A 23233-nucleotide genomic window follows, 5' to 3' on the forward strand; every position below is an offset into this window, starting at 1 on the left:
GCGCCCTCCGCAGGGTGCGGCGCTCAGACCCGGGGGTTCCGGGGGCCGTCCTCGTCGTCCGTCGGTGCGGGACGCTCGGTGGCCGGCGTCTCCACCTCCTCCGCCTCCTCGACGACCTCGGTGACCTCGACGACGTCAGCACCGTCGTCGTCGCCCACCACGACCTGGTCCTCGCCGAGCAGGTCGTCGTGCACCGGCGCGAAGGCGAAGGCGCGGTAGAACAGGCCGGCGATCGCGGCGCCCAGGAGCGGGCCCCACAGGAACAGCTGCCAGAACTGCTCGAGCGCCCAGGGCTGCGCGAGGATCGCCGCGGCCAGCGACCGGGCCGGGTTGAAGGAGCCGTTGGTCACGGGAGCGGCGACGAGCAGCAGCGCGGTGTAGCTGAGGCCGATCGCGAACGGCGCGACCCCGCGGGTGCTCGCGCGCTTGTCGGTGACGCCGAGGATGATCCCGACGAACACCGCCGTGCCGATGACCTCCAGCAGCAGCGCGGACGCGAAGGAGAACTCGAGGTTGCCGGCCGTCAGGCCGGAGATGGGGGAGTGCTCGGCGAAGCCGTTGGCGGTGCTCGAGAACACCGCGCCGCGCGTGGCCTCGGCGATCAGCTGGTTCTGCGCGAGCCAGTCGAGCTGTGCCTGCCCCTGCGGCGTGGTGGCGAGGAGCACGAGCGCGGCGAGGGCGCCGCCGACGAGCTGGGCGAGCCAGTAGGGGAGGACGTCGCGCCACGCCGTGCGCCCGCCGATCGCGGCGCCGAGCGTCACGGCCGGGTTGAAGTGCCCGCCGGAGACGTGGCCGACCGCCGCGACGGCGCCCGCGAGCGCGACGCCGCCGGCGAAGGCGACGGGGAGCACGATGCCCGCGTTCGTGAAGCGCAGGTACAGCGCCACGCCGATGATCGCGAGGACGAGCACGAACGTGCCGAAGACCTCGGCGCCGAGTCGGGCGAGGAGGCCGGGCTGGACGACGGCGACGGGCTCGGCCCGCGCGACGGTGACGTCCTCGGCGACGGGGCCGCCCGACGCACCGGGAGCGGTGGTGTCCTGGGACATGATGTTCCTGTCTGGTTCGGAAGGGCCCGTGCCCGCTGCGCGATGCCGCGCTCACGGGCGATCGGGACGACGGCACGATGCCGGGACGCGGCACCTGTGCGCATCCTGCCACTGTTGCCTGGACGTCGCGTGGGAATCGGGCATACGGATCCTGACCCCGGCGTCACCGCCAAAGTATCTTGACGTCGAGAAGTCGAGTACCCTGGTCGGCGGTCAGCACCGCCCCCGCGCGCGGCGGACGGACCTGCGCCAGGCGCCGGTCGCCGTCCCGACGGTGGGCACCAGTCCCCGACAGTTGGAGCGATCTGCGCATGGGCAAGATCAAGGTCGTCAACCCGGTCGTCGAGCTCGACGGCGACGAGATGACGCGCATCATCTGGCAGTTCATCAAGGACCGCCTCATCCACCCCTACCTCGACGTCGACCTCAAGTACTACGACCTGTCGATCCAGAACCGCGACGCCACCGACGACCAGGTGACCGTCGACGCGGCGAACGCGATCAAGCAGTACAACGTCGGCGTCAAGTGCGCGACGATCACCCCCGACGAGGCCCGCGTCGAGGAGTTCGGCCTCAAGAAGATGTGGGTCTCGCCCAACGGCACGATCCGCAACATCCTCGGCGGCGTCGTGTTCCGCGAGCCGATCATCATCTCCAACATCCCGCGTCTGGTCCCGGGCTGGAACAAGCCGATCATCATCGGCCGCCACGCCCACGGCGACCAGTACAAGTCGACGAACTTCAAGGTCCCCGGCCCCGGGAAGATCACGATGACGTTCGAGCCGGCCGACGGCTCGGAGCCGCAGAAGTTCGAGGTCGTGACCATGCCCGAGGAGGGCGGCGTCGCGATGGGCATGTACAACTTCAACGAGTCGATCCGCGACTTCGCCCGCGCCTCGTTCGCGTACGGCCTCCAGCGGAGCTACCCGGTGTACCTCTCCACGAAGAACACGATCCTCAAGGCCTACGACGGCCAGTTCAAGGACCTGTTCCAGGAGGTCTTCGACGCGGAGTTCGCCGAGCAGTTCGCCGCGGCGGGCCTCACGTACGAGCACCGTCTCATCGACGACATGGTCGCCTCCGCCATGAAGTGGGAGGGCGGCTACGTCTGGGCCTGCAAGAACTACGACGGCGACGTCCAGTCCGACACCGTCGCGCAGGGCTTCGGCTCGCTCGGCCTCATGACGTCCGTCCTCATGACGCCCGACGGCAGGACCGTCGAGGCCGAGGCCGCGCACGGCACCGTGACGCGTCACTACCGCCAGCACCAGCAGGGCAAGCCGACGTCGACCAACCCGATCGCGTCGATCTTCGCCTGGACCCGCGGCCTCATGCACCGCGGCAAGCTCGACGGCACCCCCGAGGTCACCGAGTTCGCGCAGACGCTCGAGGACGTCGTCGTGAAGACGGTCGAGTCCGGCAAGATGACGAAGGACCTCGCGCTCCTCATCGGCCCGGACCAGGAGTGGCTGACGACGGAGGACTTCCTCGCCGCCCTCGACGAGAACCTCAAGGCCCGCCTGGGCTGAGCCTCCGCTCCGTCCCGGACGGCGGCGTCCCTCCGGGGGCGTCGCCGTCCGGCGTCTCCGGCGCTGTGGGAGAGTGAGCCCATGACCACACCCGTGAACGTGACGGTGACCGGCGCGGCCGGTCAGATCGGCTACGCGCTGCTGTTCCGCATCGCGTCGGGGCAGATGCTGGGGGCGGACACGCCCGTGCGCCTGCGCCTCCTGGAGATCCCGCAGGGCGTCAAGGCCGCCGAGGGGACGGCGATGGAGCTCGACGACTGCGCGTTCCCGCTCCTGGCCGGCGTCGACATCTACGACGACCCGGCGCCGGCGTTCGAGGGCACGAACGTCGCCCTGCTCGTGGGTGCGCGACCGCGCGGCCCGGGGATGGAGCGCGGCGACCTGCTGGAGGCGAACGGCGGCATCTTCAAGCCGCAGGGCCGCGCCATCAACGCCGGCGCCGCGGACGACGTCCGCGTGCTGGTGGTGGGCAACCCGGCGAACACGAACGCGCTCATCGCGGCGTCGAACGCGCCCGACGTGCCGAAGGACCGCTTCACCGCGATGACGCGGCTGGACCACAACCGGGCGCTGACGCAGGTGGCGAAGCGCGCCGGCGTGCCGGTCGCGCAGGTGCGCAGGCTCGCGATCTGGGGCAACCACTCGGCCACGCAGTACCCCGACCTGTTCCACGCGGACGTCGCCGGGCGCCCGGGCGCCGAGCTCGCCGAGGACCGTGCGTGGCTCGAGCAGGAGCTCATCCCGACGGTCGCCAAGCGCGGGGCGGCGATCATCGACGCCCGAGGTGCGTCGTCGGCCGCGTCGGCCGCCAACGCGGCGGTCGACCACGTACGCGACTGGGTGCACGGCACGCCCGAGGGCGACTGGACGAGCGCCGGCGTGGTGTCCGACGGGTCGTACGGCGTCCCGGAGGGGCTCATCTCGTCGTTCCCCGTGGTCTCGCGCGGTGGCTCCTGGGAGATCGTGCAGGACCTCGAGATCTCCGAGCTCTCCCGCACGCGCATCGACGCGTCGGTGGCCGAGCTGCAGGAGGAGCGCCAGGCCGTGGAGCAGCTGGGTCTCGTCTGAGGCTCAGCCGAGGCGCAGGGTCTCGATGACCGCGTCGAGCCGCCGCACGACGGGCTCGCGGTCGTGCGGCAGCAGCTCCGACCCCTCCATCGCGTCCCGCCACGCCCGGACCTCGGTGCGCAGCCGCGCCCGGGGTCCGGGCCGTGCGTCGGCGTGCGCGAGACGCTCGACGAGCCGGACGGCCGCCGCCAGCGCGACGGGCGCGGCCAGCGCGTAGGTGCGCACCGCGACGAGCACCGCGCCGAGGAGCTCCTCGGGCTGCGGCCACCGCACCACCGCGCGCAGCACGCCGTCCGCGTCGGTGCGTCCCGCCGACGGCGGGTCGCGCTCGACGAGGCGGACGAGACCGTCGGCGAGCGTGTCGAACGCGTACGCGGCCGTGTAGGGGTCGTTCATGCCGGGGGAGAGCGCCCGCACCGCCATCTCGGTGAGCTGCTGCACCGCGAACGAGAGGTCCTGGTGGGGCGTGCGCTCGACGCCGAGGACGATCCCGCGGCACGCGGCGCGCGCGTCGGCCTCCGACCACGCGGCCGTGCCGCGCAGCCGGAGACACGGTTCGCGCACGAGGACGTGGTCGCCCGGCCGCACGAGGACCTCGGCCGTGCCCCCGGCGCGCCGTGCGACCTCGACGATCCCGTCGACGTCGATCCACTGCACGTAGCCCGTCGCGGTCGCCCTCCGCTCGCCCTGCACGGGCGGCAGCGACTCCGGGAGGGACGCGGCGGCGTCCACCGCCCCGGTCCGCGACTCCGGCGGGGCGAGCAGCTCGACCACGGCGTCGAGCTCGTCGCGCAGCCGTCGTTGCAGGGTCGAGACCTGCACCGAGTCCGCGATGTGGTGGATGAAGTACACGAGCACGCCGACGCACAGGACGGCGAGCAGCACCGCGACGTTGACGGCGACGGTCGGCACGAACGCGCTGCCGTCGTCGTCCTGGCTGCGCACGGAGCGCAGCACGATCAAGGCGTACAGGAACGACGCGGTGAACACGCCGAGCACGAGCTGGTTGCCGCGGTCGGTCATGAAGTTGCGCACGAGCCGCGGTCCGTAGGTCGACGTCGTCGTGGCGAGCACGGAGATGGTGATCGAGAACGTGGTGCCGGCGACGGTGAGCACGGACGTGGCGATGGCCCCGAGCAGCGCGCGGCTGCCGCTCGCACTGAGCGCACGCAGGAACCCGACGCCCTGGACCGTCTCGGCGGGCAGGGCGCGGTCCACGAGGACGAGCCCTTCCGCGAGGACGACCGCGGAGACGCACAGCACGGCGGGGTAGAACCAGAACGACTCGAGGGCGCGACGCCACAGCACCCTCACCCCGCCCGCGTTCTCCATCAGGGCCGATCGTAGGGCTGGTCGGCCCACCAGGCCCGGCGGACCCGGTGTGCCGGGACCGACGTCCCGGCGCGGGTGACGTTGGTGAGTTCGACGCTCGAATGCACCGGTGGAAGTTGACTTCGAGACCCGAACTCATGCATCCTCGTCGGCAGCGCGACCGCAGGTGGTCGCGGACGCGGCCGAGTGCCGCCGCGGGCCGACGTGGCCCGCGACTCGACGACGAGAAGGAGCGCGACGATGCGACGAGTGACCAAGGCCCGCTGGGGCGCGGTCGCCACGAGCTCGCTGATGGTGCTGGCGCTCGCCGCCTGCGGTGGCGAGGGTGCGGGCAGCGGTGACGGTGGGGCAGCCGGTGACGGTGGCGAGGACATCAAGGTCGGCGTCGCGATGCCGACCGAGACCTCGGAGCGGTGGATCGCCGACGGCGAGGCCGTCAAGAGCGGGCTCGAGGAGCTGGGCTACGACGTCGACCTGCAGTTCGCGGGCGACGACATCCCGACCCAGACCCAGCAGATCGACTCGATGATCACGGGTGGTGTCGACGTGCTCGTCGTCGCCTCGATCGACGGCACGGCGCTGACGAGCCAGCTCGACGCGGCCGCCGCAGCGAACATCCCGGTCATCTCCTACGACCGGCTCATCCGCGACAGCGAGAACGTCGACTTCTACGTGACGTTCGACAACTACGCCGTCGGTGTCGCGCAGGCCACGGCGCTGCTCGCCGGCCTGGGCATCACGGACCGCGAGGGCGAGCCCACGGGCGAGGCCGCCGGGCCGTACAACATCGAGCTGTTCGCCGGCTCGCCCGACGACAACAACGCGTCGTTCTTCTTCCAGGGCGCGATGGACACGCTCCAGCCGTACATCGCCGACGGCACGCTCGTGATCCCCTCGGGCCAGACGAAGTTCGACCAGGTCGCGACCCTGCGGTGGTCGCAGGAGGCCGCGCAGAAGCGCATGGAGGACCTGCTCACGTCGACGTACTCCGGCGGCACCGAGCTGCACGGCGTCCTCTCGCCGTTCGACGGCATCTCGCGCGGCATCATCACGGCGCTCCAGGGCGTCGGCATGGGCCCGACCATCGAGGAGGGCCTGCCGGTCGTCACCGGTCAGGACGCCGAGATCGCGTCGGTCAAGCTCATCGCGGACGGCGTGCAGTCCTCGACCATCTTCAAGGACACGCGCAAGCTCGCCGACCAGGCCGTCGTCGCCGCGCAGTCGTTCGTCGAGGGCGAGATCCCCGAGGCCAACGACACCGAGACGTACGACAACGGTGTGAAGGTCGTCCCGTCCTACCTCCTGGAGGTCGACACGGTGTTCGCGGAGGACATCGCGCCGCTCCTCGTCGAGTCCGGGTACTACACCCAGGCCGAGGTCGACGCCGGCGTCACGGACTGACACACCTTCCTCGACGGGCCCGGCGCCGCGGCGCCGGGCCCGTCCCCCCGACCGGGAGTTAGGACGCTCATGAGCGATCACATCCTCGAGATGCGGTCCATCACCAAGGAGTTCCCAGGAGTCAAGGCCCTGTCCGGGGTCGACCTGGAGATCCGGCGCGGTGAGATCCACGCGATCTGCGGCGAGAACGGCGCGGGCAAGTCGACGCTGATGAAGGTGCTGTCGGGCGTGTACCCGCACGGCACCTACGACGGCGAGATCCGCTACGAGGGCGAGACCGTGCGGTTCGGGTCGATCAACGACTCCGAGGCCGAGGGCATCGTCATCATCCACCAGGAGCTCGCGCTCGTCCCGTACCTGTCCGTCGCGGAGAACATCTTCCTCGGCAACGAGGCGCGGGGCTCGCTCGGGCTCATCGACTGGAACCGGGCGAACCACCTGGCCGCCGAGCTCCTCGGGCGCATCGGCCTCCAGGAGAACCCGACCACGCCGATCGGCGAGCTGGGCGTCGGCAAGCAGCAACTCGTGGAGATCGCGAAGGCGCTCTCCAAGGAGGTGAAGCTGCTCATCCTCGACGAGCCGACCGCGGCCCTCAACGACAACGACTCCGAGCACCTGCTCGGCCTCCTGCGTCAGCTCCGGGCCGAGGGCATCACGTGCATCATCATCTCGCACAAGCTCAACGAGATCGCCGAGATCGCGGACCGCACGACGATCATCCGTGACGGCCGCACGGTCGAGACGATCGACATGAGCGACCCGGAGTCCACCCAGGACCGCATCATCCGCGGGATGGTCGGCCGCGACCTCAGCAGCCGCTACCCGCACCGTGAGCCGCAGCTCGGCGACGAGGTCCTGCGCGTCGAGGACTGGACGGTGCTGCACCCCACGCAGCCCGGACGGCGCGTCATCGACGGCGCCTCCTTCTCGGTGCGCGCGGGCGAGGTCGTCGGCATCGCCGGGCTCATGGGCGCCGGCCGCACCGAGCTGGCGATGAGCATCTTCGGGCAGACGTACGGGCGCAAGGCCTCCGGCCGTCTGTACCTGCACGGCAAGGAGATCCAGGCGCGCAGCGTCGCCGAGGCGATCGACAACGGCCTGGCGTACGCCACGGAGGACCGCAAGACGTACGGCCTCAACCTCATCGACGACGTGCGGCACAACATCACCGCCGCCGGTCTCGGCAAGGTGGCGCGGCGCGGGTGGATCAACGCGAACGAGGAGCTCAAGGTCGCGGACGAGTACCGCGAGGACCTCAACATCAAGACGCCGACGGTCATGTCCGTCGTGGGTCAGCTCTCGGGCGGGAACCAGCAGAAGGTCGTGTTGTCCAAGTGGCTGTACACCGACCCCGAGGTCCTCATCCTCGACGAGCCGACGCGCGGCATCGACGTGGGCGCCAAGTACGAGATCTACGTGCTCATCAACCGCATGGTCGCCGCCGGCCGTGCCGTGGTCGTCATCTCCTCGGAGCTCCCTGAGCTGCTCGGGATCTGCGACCGCATCTACACGCTCTCCGCAGGTCGCATGACGGGCCAGCTGCCCGTGGCCGAGGCGACGCAGGAGAGCCTCATGGAACTCATGACCCTCGACCGGCCGGACACTCTCGACGACGAGGAGCCCCTCGTCGCCGGTGTCGCGGCGAACGACACAGCGAAGGAAGACGTGGCATGACCGCCCTTGCCGGACTCCGGGAGATGGCGAGCAGGAACCTGCGGCAGAGCGGCATCGTCGTCGCGTTCGTCGCGATCGTCGTCCTGTTCGCCGTGCTGAACCAGAACTTCCTCAGCCCCGGGAACCTCACCAACATCATCCTGCAGTACTCCTACATCCTGATCCTGGCGATCGGGATGCTCATGATCATCGTCGCCGGGCACATCGACCTGTCCGTCGGGTCGGTCGTCGCCCTGACGGGGGCCGTGTCCGCAGTCCTGGTGATCCGCAACGGGCTCCCGTGGTGGGTCGGCGTCCTCGCCGCGCTCGCGGTCGGTCTGCTCGTCGGCGTCTGGCAGGGGTTCTGGGTCGCCTACGTGGGCATCCCGGGCTTCATCGTCACGCTCGCCGGCATGCTCCTCTTCCGCGGCCTGACGTACCAGGTGCTCGACAACGTGTCCCTGTCGCCGTTCGGCGGCGCGTACTACCAGGTGGCCAACGGCTTCCAGAACGGCCTGCTCGGCGGGTACGGCGTGGACGTCTTCACGCTCGTCATCTTCGCGATCGCCGTCGTCGGCTACGCCGTCAGCCAGTGGCGCGCCCGCCGCGGGAAGATCGCGTACAACCAGCCGGTCGAGAGCATGCCGCTGTTCGTCGTGAAGATCGTGGCCATCGCCGCGGTCGTCATGTGGTTCGGCTACCAGCTCGCGCAGAGCCGCGGCCTGCCGAACATCCTCATCCTCCTCGCGGTGCTCGTCCTCGCGTACTCGCTCGTGATGCAGAAGACGATCTTCGGTCGCCACATCTACGCGATCGGCGGCAACCTCAACGCCGCGCAGCTGTCCGGCGTCAAGGTCCGCCGCGTGAACTTCTGGGTCTTCGTCAACATGGGCATGCTCGCGTCGGTCGCCGGCATCGTCTACTCGTCCCGCATGAACGGCGCCCAGCCGGGCGCGGGCAACATGTTCGAGCTCGACGCGATCGCCGCGTGCTTCATCGGCGGCGCCTCGACGACGGGCGGCGTCGGCCGCATCACGGGCGCCATGGTCGGTGGTCTGATCATGGCCGTGATGTCCAACGGCATGCAGCTGATGGGTGTGCCGCAGTCGACGCAGCAGGTCGTCAAGGGCCTGGTGCTGCTGCTGGCGGTCGCGTTCGACGTCTACAACAAGCGCCGCGCCTCCGCGCTGCGCTGACCTGCCGGGACGTCCGTCCCGTCACCGACCCGGCCGGGTCCGCGCACCGCGCGGGCCCGGCCGGGTCGTCCCGATAGACTCCCCGCGTGAGAGGACGGCGTTCCATGTCGGGGTCGCAGTCCTCCTTGCGGGAGGCGAACCGCGCGGCGGTGCTCGACGCGGTCAAGCGCCACGGCGGCCTGACGCAGGTCGAGCTCACCGGTGCCACGCGGCTGTCGGCCGCGACCGTCTCGACCATCGTCAAGGAGCTCGTCGCCACGGGGCTCGTCGCGGTGCGCAGCACGACACGCTCGGGCCGGCGGGCCCAGCTCGTGACGCTCGCCCACCGCCTGGGCATCGCGGTGGGCGTCGAGATCGGCCACCGCCGGCTGCGCGTCGCGCTCGCGGACGCCTCCCACGAGGTCCTCGCCGAGCAGGCCCTGCCCCTGCCGTCCGAGCACCGCGCCGACACGACGCTCGACCGCGCGGCCCTGCTCGTCGTCGAGCTGGCCGAACGCCTGGGCCGCGGGCTGGACGAGATCGTCGGCGTCGGGGTGGCCGTGCCCGCCCCCGTCGACCCGGAGTCGGGCATGGTGACCGCCCCGGGCGTGCTGCACGGCTGGGACGGGGTCGCCGTCGCCCAGGTGCTCGAGAAGCGGATCGCGCGCCCGGTGTTCGCGGACAACGACGCGAACCTCGGCGCCCTGGCCGAGAGCACGGTCGGCGCGGTCAAGGACTGCTACGACGCGCTGTACGTACGCGTCTCGCACGGCACCGGGGCGGGCATCGTGCTCGGGGGGCGGGTCCTGCACGGCGTGGCGGGCACCGCGGGCGAGATCGGCCACGTGCTGGTCGACCCGGCCGGGGCGATCTGCCGCTGCGGCAGCCGCGGCTGCCTCGACACGGTCGTCGGCGGCCCGGCGTTCCTCGAGCCCCTGCGGACCAGCCACGGCTCGCTGACGCTGCGCGACGTCGTCGCCCGCGCCTCGGAGGGCGATCCGGGCTGCGCGCGGGTCGTCGCGGACGCGGGCGCCGTGGTCGGCCGCGTCGTGGCCGACCTCGCGACGGCGGTGACGCCGCAGCGTGTCGTCGTGGGCGGCGAGCTCGCCGAGACGGGGGACGTGCTCCTCGACCCCCTGCGCGAGGCGCTGCGCCGGCGCGCCCTGCTCGGCGTGCCGCAGCCGCTCGAGGTCGTCCCCGCCGCGCTCGGCTCGCGCGCGGAGCTGGTCGGTGCGCTCGTCCTCGCCCTGCAGTCCACGGACCTCCTGCCGACGGCCGGTAGGGTTCCGGTCGACGATCCTCGTGAGGACGACGAGGACCACGAGGACACCGCCGGGGGAAGGACCTCATGACGCGCGACCGGACACCGCTGCTCGCGCTGCGCCAGGTCGTCAAGCGGTTCGGCGCGGTCGAGGCGCTCGTCGGCGTGGACCTGCAGATCCGCGCCGGGGAGGTCGTCGCCCTCGTCGGCGACAACGGCGCCGGCAAGTCGACGGTCGCGAAGATCGTCGCGGGCGTGCTGACGCCCGACGCCGGCCTCATCGAGATCGACGGCGAGCCCGTGACCATCGGCTCCCCGGCGGCGGCGAACCAGCTGGGCATCGCGACGGTGTTCCAGGACCTGGCGCTGTCCGACAACCTCGACGTCACGCAGAACGTCTTCCTCGGGCGCGAGCTGCGCACGCGCCAGGGCTTCCTGCGCGACCTCGAGATGGAGCGCGTGACGCAGGAGATCCTGCGCACGCTCACGGTGCGGGTGCCGTCGGTGCGCACACCGCTGCGCACGCTGTCGGGCGGGCAGCGGCAGGCGGTCGCCATCGCGCGCACGCTCGTGGGCGAACCGCGCGTCGTCGTCCTCGACGAACCGACGGCGGCCCTGTCCGTCGGGCAGACCGCGGAGGTGCTCACCCACATCCAGCGGCTGCGCGACATGGGCCTGGGCGTGATCCTCATCAGCCACAACATGACCGACGTGCGCGCCGTCTCGGACCGCATCGAGGTCCTGCGGCACGGACGCAACAACGGCGCGTTCGAGGCGACGGCTCCTCACGAGCACATCCTCGCCGCGATCACCGGCGCCTCCTGACCGGCCCCCGGCGGCGGGCGAAAAACGGTACGAGAACGGCCGCGCGCGGCCTAGGGTCGACGAGCCATGATCGACGCGCCCACAGGTACCGAGCACCCGCCCGCCCCGCACGCCGGGACGGCGTCCGCCCCCGCGCCCCCGGCGGACGACCCGGCCCGCCGGCTCGACCTGCGGCGGCTGCGCGGCCCGCAGGCCGGGGTCGCCCTGGCGGCGCTCGCCGTCGGCGCCGTCGGGACCGCGCTCGGCACCGTCGTGGCGGGGTGGCTCGCGCAGGACCCGACCGTCGCGACCCTCCAGCTGCTCGCCGCGTGCATCGTCGGCGCGGCGCTGCTGGACACCGTGGGCCAGGTCGTGTGGGCGGGTGTCGTCGACCGTGCGGAGGGCCGACTGCGCGGCGACCTGCTCACCGCCGCGCTGCACCAGCCGCTGCCGACCCTGACGGAGCAGGCGGTCGGGGAGGTCCTCGACCGCGTCGACGACGACACGCACGCCGTCGGCACGCTCGTGCGCCGCCAGCTGTGGGGCGCCGGCCGCACGCTCGTCGGCGTGGTTCCCATGTGGGCCGTCGCCGGCCTGACGTGGTGGCCCGCGTGGGCGCTGTTCCCCGTCCTGGGGCTGCTCGCATGGTTCCTCGTGCGGCCGATGCTGAGCGAGATCGCGCGGCGCAAGGTCGTCGAGGAGATGGCGTGGACCGACCACGCCGCGGCGTTCGAGGAAGCCGTGGCCGCGCGTGACGACCTGCGGACGAGCCTCGGGCAGGAGTTCGCCGTGAGCCGCCTCGCGCAACGCTCGGCCGACGTGCACCGGCGGTTCGCCGAGGTCGTCACCGTCGAGTCGCGCATGCTGCGGCGCGCGGGGCTCGTGCTCGCCGCGCTCCTCGCGGGCGTCGCGCTGGCCGGCGCCGCGCTCGCCGCCGACGGCGACCTGCCCGTCGACCGGCTCGTGACGCTGTTCCTCGTCACCGCGCTGTTCGTCGGCCAGACCGACAACCTCGTCCACCACCTCCCGGACATCCAGGAAGGGCTCGGCGCGATCACCCGCATCCGCCAGATGCTGGCCGTCGCGCCCGAGCCCGCCGGTGGGCACGACGTGCCCGACGGCCCCGTCGGGATCGAGCTGCGCGACGTGCGCTTCGCCTACGCCGAGGGCGGGTTCGCGCTCGACGGCGTGAGCCTGCGCGTGCCGGCGGGGGAGACGGTCGCCCTCGTCGGACGGACCGGCTCGGGCAAGTCCACGCTGGCCTCGCTGCTGTCGCGCGCCGTCGAGCCCGCGCCCGGCACGGTGCTCCTCGGGGGCGTCGACGTGCGCGACCTCGAGCTGCAGGCGTTGCGGGCGGCCGTCGGCGTCGTCACGCAGCGCACCGAGATCCTCGCGGGGACGCTCGCCGAGAACATCGCGCTGTTCGCCGACGTGCCGCGCGCCGACGTCGAGTCGGCCGTGCGCGAGCTGCGGCTCGACGACTGGGTGGACGGGCTGCCCGACGGCCTGGACACGCTGCTCGGCCCGGGCGGGACGTCGTTGTCCGCGGGGGAGGAGCAGCTCGTCGCCTTCGCGCGCCTGCTCGTGCGCGACGTGCAGGTCGTGGTGCTCGACGAGGCCACGGCCCGCATGGACCCGCTCACCGAGTCGCGGGTCGTCGCCGCGTCCGAGCGGCTGCTCGCCGGGCGCACCGGCGTCCTCGTCGCGCACCGCCTGACGACGATCGAGCGCGCCGGGCTCGTCGCCGTGCTGGACCACGGACGGCTCGTGCAGCACGGAGAGCGGGCCGAGCTCGCCCGCACGCCGGGCCGCTACCGGAGCCTCCTCGAGGCGAGCGCCGCCCAGGACGGCGCCCTCGACGACGCGGTGGCGCAGGAGCACGCCACCACGGGCGACGGGACCGTCAGCGACGGGACCGCCAGCACCGGGGCTGCGAGCGACGGTACCGCGAGCGGCGCGCGCGCCGCCGAGTCCGTGGGCGGGCGCCGCCGGCGCGGCGAGCCGCCGGTCCGCCCCGACCACGGCGACGGTCCGAGCCTGGCTCGCGGCGTCCTGCACGCGCTCGTCGTGCGCCCCGCGTGGGGCGTCGTCGGCGCCGGCCTCTTCCTCGTCTCGAGCCTCGTCGCGGCACAGGGCGCCCTGACGGGCTTCCTCTGGGGCCGCGCCGTGGAGGACGTCGACGCGGGCTTCCCCGCATCGCTGCTCGTCCCGCTCGCCGTCCTGCTCGTCCTCGCACCGCTGTGCCTCGCGCAGGCGCTGTACGTGTACCCGCGGTGGTGGGTCGAGGTCCTGCTGCGCGTACGGATGGCCGTCATGGTCGGCCAGACCCGCCAGCAGCGCCTGACGGCCACACCACCCGGGGAGGTCGTGGCGCGCGCGATGGACGCCGACCGCTTCGTGCGGTACGCCGACCGGTGGGTCGACTTCGTCAACGGTCTCGTCATCGCCGGCGTCACGGCGCTGCTCAGCGGCTCCTGGCTCGCGGGCGCCGTCCTGCTCGCCGTCATGGTCGTCTCCGCCGCGGCCTCCGCGCTCGGGCGACCGATCGCCGGCCGGTCGGCGACGCGCTCGTCGGCGGCCCGCGCACAGTTCGGCCGCGCGCTCGTCTCCGCGCTCGACGCCGCACGCACCGTCAAGCTCGCCGCACGCACGCCGCAGGTGCACGCGCACCTGCACGCCGTCGACGCCGGGCGCGTACGCGCCGCCGTCTTCGAGCACCGGGTGCAGGCCGCGCTCGACGGCGTGCCGCTCGTCATGATCCAGCTCGGCGTCGTCGCCGCCTGGGCCGGGCTGCTCACCGAGACGTGGGACCTCGCGACGGCCCTGCTCGTGGCGAACGCGGTCACCGGCTTCGGCTGGTTCGGCGTCGTGGCGGGAGCGGTCGTCACCGAGGCGCCCGGGACGCGCTCGTGGCAGCGGGCCACGAGCCGGTTCGCCGCCGGCGCCGACCTCATGGACGTGCCGCACGGCGTCGACCTGGTCGCGGGTGCGGCACCGGTCCCGTCGCCCGTGGCCCGGCAGCCGCTCGACCGGCTCGACCTCTCCGGGGTCACGGCCGTGCACGACGACGGCACCATCGGCGTCCAGGGCGTCGACCTGTCCGTGCGCCGCGGCGAGCTCGTGCTGCTGCTCGGGCAGGTGGGCGCAGGCAAGTCGAGCCTGCTCGCCTCGCTCGCGGGGCTCATGGAGCACACGGGCCGGATCCGCTGGAACGGCACCGACGTCGTCGACGCGCAGGCGTTCCTGCGTCCCGGGCAGGTGTCGTACGTCGCCCAGGTGCCGCGCGTGCTCTCCGGGACGTTCGCGGACAACGTCCGCCTCGGTCACGAGCGCGAGCTCGACGGGCCGGTCGCCGCGGCACGCCTCGAGCGCGACGTCGTCGAGGCCGGCGGGCACGAGGCGCTCGTCGGCCACCGCGGCGTGCGGCTCTCGGGCGGGCAGGTGCAGCGGCTCGCCCTGGCACGCGCCCTCGCGACCGACGCCGAGCTGCTCCTCGCCGACGACGTGTCCAGCGCGCTCGACGCCGCGACCGAGATCGAGCTGTGGACGTCGCTGCGCGAGCGCGGGACCACCGTCATCGGGTCCACGTCCAAGCGGGCCGCGCTCGCGCGGGCCGACCGCGTGGTCGTGCTCGACGACGGGGTGGTGGCCGAGGTGGGGCCGTGGCGCGAGCTCGCGGCGCGCTGGGGGCACCTCGCGGGCTGAGCGTCGGCCTCGGTCGTGTCGCGCTGCCGTCTCTCCTCCGCGGAGGGAGGGGCGGGTCGTGGCGGGTCTACCATCCGCCGCTCGTCCCTCGCGGCTCCCGCCAGACCCACCACGACCCGCCACGACCCGCCCCACCCTCCGCTCTGCCCTGCGGCTCCCGCCGATGCCTCCACGACTCGGCACCTCCACCCGTGGCGGCGGCTCACCTTGTGCCGCTCGCGGCCGGCCCCTGTCACGCGCCGAACAGACACGTATCGCCTCTTGCTGCAACTTTCAGCAAGCAGTACAGTCGCGAACAGCCGCTCACGGAGAAGGTCACGGTCGACGTCGCCCGCTGGTGGACGCGTCGCCGCGCACGTGCCGGCGGTCCCGTTCCCACCCCTGGACGAGGGAGTCCTCATGACCTCCACGCCGCGACGGCGTCCGCCGTCGCCGACCGCGTCACCCGGTCACCCCACCCGATCGCGCGCCGCCCGGGCGACCGCGTCGGTCACCGCGCTCGCCGTTGCGAGCACGACGCTCGCCGGCCTCACCGTCGCCGCGCTCGCCGCGCCCGCGACGGGCGCCGACCGCACCGCCGCGCTCGTGGGCGACCTCCAGTCCGAGCTCGGCTGCGCCGCCGACTGGGACCCCTCCTGCGCCGCGACCGAGCTCGAGCCGACCGAGACGCCCGGCGTCTGGTCCGCCGAGTTCGACGTGCCCGCCGGGACCTGGCAGTACAAGGTCGCGATGGACGACGCGTGGGACGAGGCCTACGGGCGCGACGGCGGGCCGGACAACGCCCCGCTCGTGCTCGGCGGCGACACGCGCGTGCGTGTCACGTTCGACGACGCGACGCAGCGCATCGCGCTGGTGCCCCTCGGCCTCGCGGGGGAGTACGACGACGCCCAGGACGCGGCGCTCGTCGTCCCGCCCGTGCGGCAGCCCGGGTCCGACGAGCGGTTCTACTTCGTCATGACCGACCGGTTCGCGAACGGCGACCCGTCGAACGACACCGCCGGCCTCGGGGACGACCCGCTCGTGTCCGGCTTCGACCCGACGAACAAGGGTTTCTACTCCGGCGGCGACATCGCGGGCCTGCGCGAGAACCTCGACTACGTCGAAGGCCTCGGCACGACCGCGATCTGGCTGACGCCGTCGTTCAAGAACCAGCCCGTCCAGGGCACCGGCGCCGACGCGTCCGCCGGGTACCACGGCTACTGGATCACCGACTTCACGCAGATCGACCCGCACCTCGGCACCAACGCCGAGCTCGAGGCCCTCATCGACGAGGCGCACGAGCGCGGGATCAAGGTCTACTTCGACATCATCACGAACCACACGGCGGACGTCGTCGACTACGAGGAGAAGCAGTACTCCTACGTCGACCAGGGGACGTCGCCCTACCGTGACGCAGCCGGGAACGTCTTCGACCCGGCGACCTACGCGGGCACCGGCGACTTCCCGGAGCTCGACCCCGCGACCTCGTTCCCGTACACGCCGTTCGTGCCGGCGGGCAAGGAGGACCTCAAGGTCCCGTCCTGGCTCAACGACCCGGCGCTCTACCACAACCGGGGCAACTCGACGTGGACGGGCGAGTCGGTGACGTACGGCGACTTCGACGGCCTGGACGACCTCATGACCGAGCACCCGACGGTCGTCGACGGGTTCGTCGACGTCTACCAGGACTGGATCGACCTCGGCATCGACGGCTTCCGCATCGACACCGTCAAGCACGTGAACTTCGAGTTCTGGGAGACCTGGACCACCGAGGTCCTCGACTACGCCCACGCGCAGGGCAAGGACGAGTTCTTCATGTTCGGCGAGGTGTACGACGCCGACGCCGCGAAGCTCTCGCCCTACGTGCGGAAGACCGACATGAGCTCGACGCTCGACTTCACGTTCCAGTCGGCCGCGACCAGCTTCGCGAGCGGCAACAGCGCGAAGGGCCTCGCGTCGCTGTTCGCGAGCGACGACATGTACACGACGCCCGACACGTCGGCGAGCGCGCTCCCGACGTTCCTCGGCAACCACGACATGGGCCGTGTCGGGTACATGCTCGCGAGCACCGACGACCCGCTCGCGCGCGACGAGCTGGCGCACGAGCTCATGTACCTCACGCGCGGCCAGCCGGTCGTCTACTACGGCGACGAGCAGGGCTTCGCGGGCGCGGGCGGCGACAAGGACGCGCGCCAGACGCTCTTCGCGACCCAGGTCGCCGAGTACGCCGACCAGCCGCTCGTCACGGGCGAGCAGGCGGGCAGCGTCGACCGGTACGGCACCGACGCGCCGCTCTACGAGCACATCGCGTCGCTCGCCACGCTGCGCGACGCGCACCCGGCGCTCGCGACCGGCGCGCAGGTCGAGCGGCACGTCGACTCCGGCGCGGGCGTCTACGCCTTCTCGCGCGTCGACCGTGAGGAGAAGGTCGAGCACCTCGTCGCGCTGAACAACGCGGCCGAGCCGCGCGAGGCGACGTTCACGACGCTCACGCCGGGCGCCACCTACGACGTGCTGTACGGCGACGGCGCTCCCGTCACCGCGGACGGCGAGGGCACGGTGACGCTCTCCGTCCCGGCGACGTCCGCCGTCGTGCTCGTGGCCGACCGCGAGGTCGGCGCCGACTCCTCGGGCGAGATCGCCGTGACCGTCCCGGTCGCGGGCGCGGGCGTGACCGGTGTGGCCCCCGTCGCCGCGACGGTCGACGCGGACGCGTGGGCGGAGACGTCGTTCGCGTGGCGCGAGGTGGGATCGGAGGAGTGGACGCCGCTCGGGACCGCCGAGGACACCTCGCCGCGCGTCTTCCACGACGTCACCGGCATGCCCGAGGGCACGCTCGTCGAGTACCGCGCCGTGACGACCGACGCCGACGGCGACCGCGCCGCCGCGTCGACGTTCGCGAGCGTCGGGGTCGACGTGACCGGCACGGTCTCCGAGGAGCCCGAGCCCGAGATCGACCTCGTCACCGTGCCCGGCAGCCACAACGCAGCGATGGGCTGCGCCGGCGACTGGGCACCGGGCTGCGAGGCCGCGAAGCTCGCCGAGCGTCCCGACGGCGTGTACGAAGGCACGTTCGACGTGCCCGCCGGCACGTACGAGTACAAGGTCGCGATCAACGGGTCGTGGACCGTGAACTACGGCGTCGGCGGCGTGCCGGACGGCGGCAACGCGACGTACACGACCGACGGCGGACCCGTCACGTTCTACTGGGACCCGGTGAGCAAGGACTTCTCGAGCACCGCGCAGGGCCCGCTCGTGACCCTGCCCGGCTCGTTCCAGGACCAGGTCGGCTGCCCCGGCACGTGGGCGCCCGACTGCCTCGCGACCTGGCTCAAGGACCCCGACGGCGACGGCACCTCCACGTGGTCGACGGACGACCTCGCGGCGGGCGCGTACGAGACGAAGGTGGCGCACGGCCTGAGCTGGGCCGAGAACTACGGCGTGGGCGGCGCCCCCGGCGGCGCGAACTACCAGTTCTCCGTCGGTGACGGCGAGACCGTCACCTTCACGTACGACATCGCGACGCACGTGCTCGAGATAGGGGTGGAGAACCCGCCGCTGCCCGGCACCGGGCAGCAGGCCGCGCACTGGGTGCGCGAGGACGTCCTCGCCTGGCCCGGCGACCTGGGCTCGGGGGACACGTTCACGCTGTGGACGGCGCCCGAGGGCGGGATCGCCGTGACTCCGGGCGGCGCGGACGGTGAGGTGCAGGCGCCGGAGGGGGCGACGTCGTACACGCTCGAGGTGGACGACGCCGGCCTGCCCGACGAGGCCGCGGCCGACTTCCCGGCGCTCGCGGCGCACACCGCGCTGCGCGTGACGGGGGCGGACGGCGAGCCCGTGCCGCGCGAGGCCGTCGAGACGGCGCTGCGGGGCCAGCTGCTCGTCACCCGGGAGGACGGCGACACGCTCACCGCCGCGACCGGGGTGCAGATCCCGGGCGTGGTCGACGCCCTGTTCGCCGAGGCCGCGGCCGACCGCGAGCTCGGTGTGACGTGGGTCAGTGAGGACGGCGAGGACGGCGAGGACGGCGAGGACGACGGGAACGACCACAGCGCCGCGTCGTTCGCGCTCTGGGCCCCGACGGCGCAGGACGTCACCCTCCTCGCGTGGCCCGCGGGCGCGCCGCTCGACGGCGAGCCGCAGCGGTTCGCCGCCACCAAGCAGGGCGACGGCACGTGGACGGTCGACGGCGGCGACGCAGTCCTCGACGGCGCCGCCGGCTGGGCCGGCGCGCGCTACCGCTACGAGGTGCGCGTGTACGTGCCGAGCACTGGCGCGGTGGAGACGAACGTCGTCACCGACCCGTACTCCGTCGGGCTCACGCTCGACTCGACCCACTCCGTGGCCGTCGACCTCGACGACCCGGCGTTCCGCCCGTCGGCGTGGGAGAGCACGCCGGCCCCGGTGGTCGAGCGGGCCGTGGACCAGACGATCTACGAGCTGCACGTGCGCGACTTCTCGATCGCGGACGAGACCGTCCCCGCCGAGCGACGCGGCACCTACCTCGCGTTCGCCGAGGACGACTCGGACGGCATGACGCACCTGCGCGAGCTCGCCGAGGCGGGCATCACGACGGTGCACCTGCTCCCGACGTTCGACATCGCGAGCATCATCGAGAACCCGGCGGACCGCGTCGAGGTCGGTGACCTCAGCGGGTTCGCGCCCGACTCGACCGAGCAGCAGGCGGCGGTCGCGGCGGTCCAGGCCACCGACGGCTTCAACTGGGGCTACGACCCGTGGCACTTCTCCACGCCCGAGGGGTCGTACGCCGTCGACGCCGAGGGCGGAGCGCGCGTCGCGGAGTTCCGCACGATGGTCGGGGCGCTGCACGGGACCGGGCTCCAGGTCGTGCTCGACCAGGTGTTCAACCACACCGCGGCGAGCGGGCAGGACGACAAGTCCGTGCTCGACAAGGTCGTGCCGGGCTACTACCACCGCCTGAACCCCACGACCGGTGCCGTCGAGACGAGCACCTGCTGCCAGAACGTCGCCACCGAGCACGCCATGGCCGGCAAGCTCATGGTCGACTCCGTCGTCACGTGGGCGCGCGACTACAAGGTCGACGGCTTCCGCTTCGACCTCATGGGTCACCACTCGAAGCAGAACATGCTCGACGTCCGGGCCGCGCTCGACGAGCTCACGCTCGCCGACGACGGCGTCGACGGCGAGTCCGTCTACCTGTACGGCGAGGGCTGGGACTTCGGCGAGGTCGCCGGGAACGCGCTGTTCGAGCAGGCCACGCAGGGCCAGCTCGGCGGCACGGGCATCGGGACGTTCTCCGACCGGCTGCGCGACGCCGTGCACGGCGGGTCGCCCGTCGACGGCGCGACGACCTTCACGCAGGGCTTCGGCACGGGCCTCGCGACCGACCCGAACGGCCAGCCCGCGCGGGCGGGCGAGCCGGGCACGGTCAACGACGGCTCCGACGACGAGTTCGCCGACCTCGGCCACCAGACCGACCTCGTGCGGCTCGGGCTCGCGGGCAACCTGCGCGACTTCACGTTCGTCACGTCGACGGGCGAGGAGAAGCGCGGGGACGAGATCGACTACCGCGGCGCGCCCGCGGGCTACGCCGACTCGCCCGAGGAAGTCGTCACCTACGTCGACGCGCACGACAACGAGACGCTGTTCGACCTGCTCGCGCTCAAGCTGCCGGCGGGCACGCCGATGGACGAGCGCGTCCGGATGAACACGCTCTCGCTCGCCACCGCGGCGCTGTCGCAGACGCCGTCGTTCTGGCACGCCGGCACCGACCTGCTGCGCTCCAAGTCGCTCGACCGCAACAGCTACGACTCCGGCGACTGGTTCAACGCGATCGACTGGTCGGGGCAGGACAACGGCTTCGGCCGCGGGCTGCCCATGGCGGCCGACAACGAGGACAAGTGGCCGCTCATGGCCCCGCTCCTCGCGGACCCGGCGCTCAAGCCCTCTCCGGAGGACATCGCGACGGCGTCGGCCCAGGCGCGCGACCTGCTGCGGCTGCGGCACTCGACCGAGCTGCTCCGGCTCGGCGACGCCGACGCGATCCACGAGAAGGTCACCTTCCCCGGTGCGGGCACCGAGCAGGAGCCCGGCGTGATCGTCATGTCCGTCGACGACCTCGTCGGCGAGGACCGGGACCCGGCGCTCGACGGCCTGCTCGCCGTCTTCAACGCCTCACCCGAGCCGGTGACGCAGACCGTCGAGGCGCTCGCGGGCCGCGACTACGTGCTGTCGCCGGTCCAGGCGCAGGGGAGCGACGCCGTCGTGAAGGAGACCGCATGGGACGCGGCGACGGGGACGGTCACCGTGCCGGCCCGCACGGTCGCGGTCCTCGTCGACCCGCAGGCGGGCGACGAGCTCCCGGTCAGCGTCGAGGCGCAGGCCCGCTGCCTCGCGGGCAAGGCCTACGTCGCCGTGCGGGCGACGAACGACGGCCCGCTCCCGGTGCACGTGCGGCTGGAGACGCCGTTCGGGTCGCGTGCGGCCGGGACGGTGCAGCCCGGCAAGAACGCCTATCAGTCGTTCACGACGCGGGCGCACTCCGTCGAGGCGGGCGAGGCCACGGTGACGGCGACGGCACGGGTCGACGGCGAGGAGATCACCTCGACGTTCACCGCGCCGTACGAGGAGCTGAGCTGCTCCTGACGCCGAGGTAGAGCCCCGGTCGCACGAGGTAGAGCCCTGGTCGAGGACCGGGGCTCTACCTCGTGGCCGTCAGCGGAAGACGACGGTGCGGTGGCCGTCGAGCAGCACGCGGTGCTCGGCGTGCCACCGCACCGCGCGCGCGAGCGTCTGGCGCTCGACGTCCTCGCCGATCGCGACGAGGTCCTCGACGCGGCGCGAGTGGTCGACGCGCGCGACGTCCTGCTCGATGATCGGGCCCTCGTCGAGGTCGCCCGTGACGTAGTGCGACGTCGCGCCGATGAGCTTCACGCCGCGGTCGTGGGCCTGGGCGTAGGGGCGTGCGCCCTTGAAGCTCGGCAGGAACGAGTGGTGGATGTTGATGATGCGACCCGGCATCTCGCGGCACAGCTCGTCGGAGAGGATCTGCATGTACCGGGCGAGGACGACGAGCTCGACGTCGAGCTCGTCGACGAGGGCGCGCAGCCGCGCCTCGGCGGCCGGCTTCGTGTCCCGCGTGACGGGCACGTGGTGGAACGGCTTGCCGTAGAACGTCGCGATGTCCTCGAGGTCCGTGTGGTTGCCGACGACGCCCACCACCTCGATCGGCATCGCCTGCGACCGTTCGCGGTAGAGCAGGTCGACGAGGCAGTGGGGCGCCTTCGAAACCATGAGCAGCGTGCGCACACGCCGCCCGACGACGTCGAGGTCCCAGCTCATCGTGAAGCGCTCGGCGACCGGGGCAAGGGCGCCGACGATCTCGTCGCGGGACGCCGCCGCCTCCACCTGGACGCGCATGAAGAACAGGCCCGACAGCGGGTCGCCGAACTGCTGCGACTCGGTGATGTTGCCGCCCAGCCCGGCGAGCGCTCCCGCCACCGCGTGCACGATCCCGGGCCCGTCCGGGCACGAGAGCGTGAGCACCCAGTGCTGCGGGTCGGTGGGGCCGGTTTCCGCGACGCCGCCGAGAGGGGCGTCCGGCGAGGTGGGGGGCGCTGACGTGGACACCCTCCGAGGGTAGCCGCGGCGCGACGCCGTCCGGCCCGTCGTCCTCTCCGCGGACATCACCCCCGGGCACGCTCCGTGAGGAGACCGCATCTCTGCGACGATGGAGCCATGAACGACGCGCAGATCACCACCCGCCTGGTCACGGACGCGGAGGCCGGCGAGCTCCTGACCCTGCGGCGGGCCGCGTTCGTCACCGAGGCGCAGCTGTACGGCGACCCGAACATCCCGCCGCTGACGCAGACGCTGCACGAGCTGCGCGACGACCTCGCGCGCGAGGGCGTCGTGACGATCGGCGCGTGGCTCGGTCCGCGCCTCGTCGGGTCGGTCCGCGTCGAGATCGAGGGGACGAAGGCGACTCTCGGGCGCCTCGCCGTCGCGCCCGACATGCAGGGACGCGGCATCGGCACCCAGATGCTCTTCGAGGTGCTGCCGTACCTGCCCGAGCAGACGTCGGAGATCTGGGTCTTCACCGGCAAGGACTCGAAGCAGAACCTCGCGCTGTACACGCGGCACGGGTACGAGCAGCAGTACGACAAGGCGGCCGGCGACCTCACGTACACGTACCTGCGCCGCATCCTCGGGGAGGCGGAGGCGCGCAACCTCGAGGACTCCGGCACGCTCGCCGACCGGGAGTGAGCACGGCGTCCCCGGAGCCGCCCCGGG

13 protein-coding genes are annotated in these 23233 nt (G+C 72.6%); 10 read left to right on the top strand and 3 right to left on the bottom strand.

Features of this window, described 5'->3' with window-relative positions:
• Positions 1-23: 23 nt before the first annotated feature.
• Complete coding sequence (locus ACFTZA_RS07310; protein WP_378192314.1) at positions 24-1049, bottom strand: MIP/aquaporin family protein; 1026 nt, start codon at positions 1047-1049, stop codon at positions 24-26.
• A 311-nt stretch (positions 1050-1360) separates the two neighbouring features.
• Between ACFTZA_RS07310 and ACFTZA_RS07315 the strand changes: the two genes are divergently transcribed.
• Entirely contained in the window at positions 1361-2578 is a 1218-nt protein-coding gene (locus ACFTZA_RS07315) for an NADP-dependent isocitrate dehydrogenase (RefSeq protein WP_378192316.1), read from the top strand.
• Between the two features lie 81 nt (positions 2579-2659).
• Positions 2660-3646 carry a malate dehydrogenase gene (locus ACFTZA_RS07320; RefSeq protein ID WP_378192318.1) on the top strand — a complete coding sequence of 329 codons (987 nt, stop codon included), beginning with the start codon at positions 2660-2662 and terminating at the stop codon, positions 3644-3646.
• A gap of 3 nt (positions 3647-3649) precedes the next feature.
• Here the strand turns inward: ACFTZA_RS07320 and ACFTZA_RS07325 are convergent, their stop codons facing one another.
• Complete coding sequence (locus ACFTZA_RS07325; RefSeq protein WP_378192320.1) at positions 3650-4978, bottom strand: DUF2254 domain-containing protein; 1329 nt, start codon at positions 4976-4978, stop codon at positions 3650-3652.
• Between the two features lie 240 nt (positions 4979-5218).
• Between ACFTZA_RS07325 and chvE the strand changes: the two genes are divergently transcribed.
• The 7 genes from chvE (at position 5219) to pulA (ending at position 21586) form a co-directional block, all read left to right on the top strand.
• On the top strand, positions 5219-6379 hold the full coding sequence (gene chvE, locus ACFTZA_RS07330) for a multiple monosaccharide ABC transporter substrate-binding protein (protein WP_378192322.1): 1161 nt from the start codon (positions 5219-5221) through the stop codon (positions 6377-6379).
• Positions 6380-6448: 69 nt separating this feature from the next.
• A complete protein-coding gene (gene mmsA / locus ACFTZA_RS07335) occupies positions 6449-8053 on the top strand; it encodes a multiple monosaccharide ABC transporter ATP-binding protein (RefSeq protein WP_378192324.1) in 1605 nt (534 codons plus the stop codon).
• Complete coding sequence (mmsB, locus tag ACFTZA_RS07340; RefSeq protein ID WP_378192326.1) at positions 8050-9228, top strand: multiple monosaccharide ABC transporter permease; 1179 nt, start codon at positions 8050-8052, stop codon at positions 9226-9228. The genes mmsA and mmsB overlap by 4 nt, the downstream gene beginning before the upstream one ends.
• Before the next feature lie 86 nt (positions 9229-9314).
• Positions 9315-10559 carry an ROK family transcriptional regulator gene (locus ACFTZA_RS07345; RefSeq protein WP_378192328.1) on the top strand — a complete coding sequence of 415 codons (1245 nt, stop codon included), beginning with the start codon at positions 9315-9317 and terminating at the stop codon, positions 10557-10559.
• Complete coding sequence (locus ACFTZA_RS07350; protein WP_378192329.1) at positions 10556-11293, top strand: ATP-binding cassette domain-containing protein; 738 nt, start codon at positions 10556-10558, stop codon at positions 11291-11293. Before ACFTZA_RS07345 ends, ACFTZA_RS07350 begins: the two co-directional genes overlap by 4 nt.
• A 66-nt stretch (positions 11294-11359) precedes the next feature.
• Positions 11360-14977, top strand: a complete 3618-nt coding sequence (locus ACFTZA_RS07355; RefSeq protein WP_378192332.1) for an ATP-binding cassette domain-containing protein — start codon at positions 11360-11362, stop codon at positions 14975-14977.
• A 399-nt stretch (positions 14978-15376) separates the two neighbouring features.
• Complete coding sequence (gene pulA / locus ACFTZA_RS07360; RefSeq protein ID WP_378192335.1) at positions 15377-21586, top strand: pullulanase-type alpha-1,6-glucosidase; 6210 nt, start codon at positions 15377-15379, stop codon at positions 21584-21586.
• Positions 21587-21655: 69 nt separating this feature from the next.
• On the opposite strand, the gene purU is transcribed toward pulA, so the two are convergent.
• Positions 21656-22486, bottom strand: a complete 831-nt coding sequence (gene purU / locus ACFTZA_RS07365) for a formyltetrahydrofolate deformylase (protein WP_378192374.1) — start codon at positions 22484-22486, stop codon at positions 21656-21658.
• A 192-nt stretch (positions 22487-22678) separates the two neighbouring features.
• On the opposite strand from purU, the gene ACFTZA_RS07370 reads away from it, so the two are divergent.
• Positions 22679-23206 carry a GNAT family N-acetyltransferase gene (locus ACFTZA_RS07370; protein ID WP_378192337.1) on the top strand — a complete coding sequence of 176 codons (528 nt, stop codon included), beginning with the start codon at positions 22679-22681 and terminating at the stop codon, positions 23204-23206.
• Positions 23207-23233: the final 27 nt, after the last annotated feature.

This window comes from Cellulosimicrobium sp. NPDC057127 (assembly GCF_042670945.1).
GTDB lineage: Bacteria > Actinomycetota > Actinomycetes > Actinomycetales > Cellulomonadaceae > Cellulosimicrobium.